The sequence below is a fragment of the Promicromonospora kroppenstedtii DSM 19349 genome, from assembly GCF_000515355.1.
Classification (GTDB): domain Bacteria; phylum Actinomycetota; class Actinomycetes; order Actinomycetales; family Cellulomonadaceae; genus Promicromonospora; species Promicromonospora kroppenstedtii.
The window spans coordinates 1-1,795 of record NZ_KI911697.1 but is presented as its reverse complement, the minus strand read 5'-3'; the positions used below and the strand labels follow the sequence as shown (position 1 = coordinate 1,795).

The window sequence follows — 1,795 nt, the reverse complement described above, 5'->3', positions numbered from 1 at the left end:
TCCTGCTGCGCGAGCCACCGCTGCCCCGGGTCGCCCGCGGCCCCTACCGCCTGCTCGCCGCCGGGTCCGTGGCGCTGCTGCCCGTCTGGGCGCGCACGGAGCTCGGCGTCGAGACCTGGTTCAGCCGCGCCCTGGGCGGACCCGCCGGCTCTCTGGCAGTGCGGGGCGTGCGGTGGGGACTGGGCTCCGCCGGAGGCCGGGAACGCTGGGCCTCAGTAGCCTGAGGACATGGCGAGCGACCCCGACGTCCCCGACGCCTTCGACGTGTACACGGTCGTGGTCCTGCGGCGCCCGCCCGGCGCGCCCGCCATCAGCGACGACGACCTCACCGCGCTCCAGGCACGCCATCTCGCGTACCGCGCCGAGCTGCGGCGGCGCGGGGTGCTCGTCGTGAACGGCCCCTTCGACCTGCGCAGCGACCCGTCCTACCGCGGCATGTCGATCTTCGCGTGCGACCCGGCCGAGGCCGCGCGGCTGTCCGACGCCGACCCGTCCGTCGTCGCGGGGCGGCTCGCCTACGACGTGATGGAGTGGTGGGTCGGCGCGGGCTCGCTCGCGTTCCCGCATGCCGACGGGCCGGTGGGGGACCGGCGCACCATGTCGGGGGACTGAGTGCACACCGCTGGTCGAGCTCGCCGAGACCCCTCGACAAGCTCGACCAGCACTTTCCGTCACTCCACGCCGAGCGCCGCCACCGGCGACGTCCGGGCCGCGGCCCGCGCGGGGATCACGGAGGCCAGGAGGCCCGCGACGAGGGCGATCACCAGGACCAGCGTGATGTCGAGCCACGGCACGGCGTACCGCACGTCGCCCATCAGCGACAGGGCGGTGGCCGCACCGGCCCAGCCGAACACGAGCCCCAGCACGATGCCGAGGACCGCGCCGACCCCGGCGATCAGCATGCCCTCGACCGCCAGCATGCCGCGCAGCTGGTCCTTGCCCAGCCCGATCGCCCGCAGGGTCGCGGACTCGCGGGTCCGCTCGATGACCGAGAGGGACAGGGTGTTCGTGACGCCGATCAGCGCGATCACGACGGCCACGGCGAGCAGGCCCACCACGATGCCGAGGATCACGTCCACGACCTGCCGGAACTGCGCGGCCTGCGCCGCGGGGCCCATCACGAACGCCCCGCCGTCGACCTCCGCCACGGCGTTCTGCACGTCCGTGAGCGCGGCCGCCGGGTCCGAGCCGTCGATGTGCGCCCAGACGTCGCTCCACTGGTCCTCTGTGGTGATCCGGTCCAGGTCGGCGGCCGTGATCATGCTGCTGAGCGGGTCGGCCGTGGTGATCACGACCGTCAGGTCGACCGCGCCCTCGGTGCCCTCGACCGTGGCGGTGTCGCCGTCGCCGAGGTCCAGCGAGTCCGCCGCGTCCTGCGTCAGCAGGATGGAGCCGTCCGTCAGACGCTCCGCCTCCTCGGCGACGTTCACCACGGCCGCGAGGTCGTGCGGGTCGGCGGCCGCAACCGACATGTTCTCCACCCCGGCGAGCGTGACGGTCGCGTTGGTCACCAGCACGGTGTCGGAGACTCCGTCGGTGCCGGCCACGGCCTCCCGCACGTCGTCGACGTACCTCTCGTCGGACGGCGACGCGCTCACGTCGTACGGGAACGTCTCGTCCAGCAGGCTGTCCGCGGACATCCGGGCGCTCGCGGCCCCCGTGGACATCATGGTGACCAGCGTGACGCCGATCAGCAGCGCCGTGGAGGTCGCCGCCGTCCGCCGCGGGTTGCGCAGCGTGTTGGCGACCGCGAGGCGGGCCGCCGGGCCGCTCCGCGCCACCAGGGCGCCGAGGC

Annotated in this window: 2 protein-coding genes and 1 pseudogene; 2 read left to right on the top strand and 1 reads right to left on the bottom strand. The window is 74.3% G+C overall.

Annotated features, from left to right (window positions below; genetic code table 11):
• Together PROKR_RS35345 and PROKR_RS18000 are read left to right on the top strand one after the other, a co-directional pair.
• A pseudogene (locus tag PROKR_RS35345) lies at positions 1-224 on the top strand (oxygenase MpaB family protein); the annotation flags it as partial.
• Between the two features lie 4 nt (positions 225-228).
• Complete coding sequence (locus PROKR_RS18000; protein ID WP_051433115.1) at positions 229-612, top strand: YciI family protein; 384 nt, start codon at positions 229-231, stop codon at positions 610-612.
• Between the two features lie 59 nt (positions 613-671).
• Here PROKR_RS18000 and PROKR_RS17995 read toward each other — a convergent pair.
• Positions 672-1,795, bottom strand: a 1,124-nt coding sequence (locus PROKR_RS17995) for an ABC transporter permease (protein ID WP_036965368.1), incomplete at its 5' end; no start/stop codon positions are given.

What these genes read in the sequence shown, in the direction of transcription:
- PROKR_RS18000 (WP_051433115.1), top strand. Translation starts at nt 229, where the DNA reads ATGGCGAGCGACCCCGACGTCCCCGACGCCTTCGACGTGTACACGGTC.